Here is a 651-nt window from a genome sequence, read left to right as displayed (position 1 = left end):
GTAGTCGTTCTGTCGGCGCACGTAGAACGCAACGTCGTCGATACCTTCCGACGCCGTCCCGTTCAGGTCGATTTCGCTCCCGACGACGTAGGTGCCGTCAGGCTGGGAGACCGAGACGTCGCCCTGCTCGACGGTGAGCGTGGGGTCGTCCTCGGACGAGAGCGAGTTGACGTCGCTTTCGACTTCGGTCTCAGTGGTCGGTTCGTCGGAGGATGCCGCGTAGACATCCACGTCGACGCTCGTGTCGTCGAGGTTGCTCGTGTCAATCTGACCGACGCCGACACCGGTGTCGTCGTCGATTTCAACGACGGCGTACGCGTAGCCGTCGTCAGAGTAGCCGCGAAGGACCGTGTCGCCAACGTTGCGGAAGGTCTTGTTCTTCTGGCTCTCGGTCAGACTGTTCGAGCGGAAGTCGCCCTCCTCGATGGTGACGATGTGGAACTGACCAGCGTTGGAGCCACGAATCGTGTAGCTCACGTCCTGACCGCGCGTGGCGGTGGACTGGTCGAGGTCCAGACGGACGTCGTCATCACCGGTGACGGTGATGGTGCTGCTCTGGGAGGCCGACCCGAAGTCGAGGTCGTCCGTCCCTTCGAGCGTGAACGTGAAGGTCCCGGTGTTGAGGTCCGAGAGGTCCACGTCGTAGGTGAC

Annotated in this window: 1 pseudogene; it reads right to left on the bottom strand. The window is 62.7% G+C overall.

What is annotated here, in order from left to right:
- A pseudogene (locus tag ACQUSQ_RS14855) lies at window positions 1-651 on the bottom strand (HVO_2072 family ArtA-dependent S-layer glycoprotein); the annotation flags it as partial.

The sequence above is a fragment of the Haloplanus sp. C73 genome (assembly GCF_051195115.1).
GTDB lineage: Archaea > Halobacteriota > Halobacteria > Halobacteriales > Haloferacaceae > Haloplanus.
This window is presented reverse-complemented; position numbering and strand designations above follow the sequence as displayed.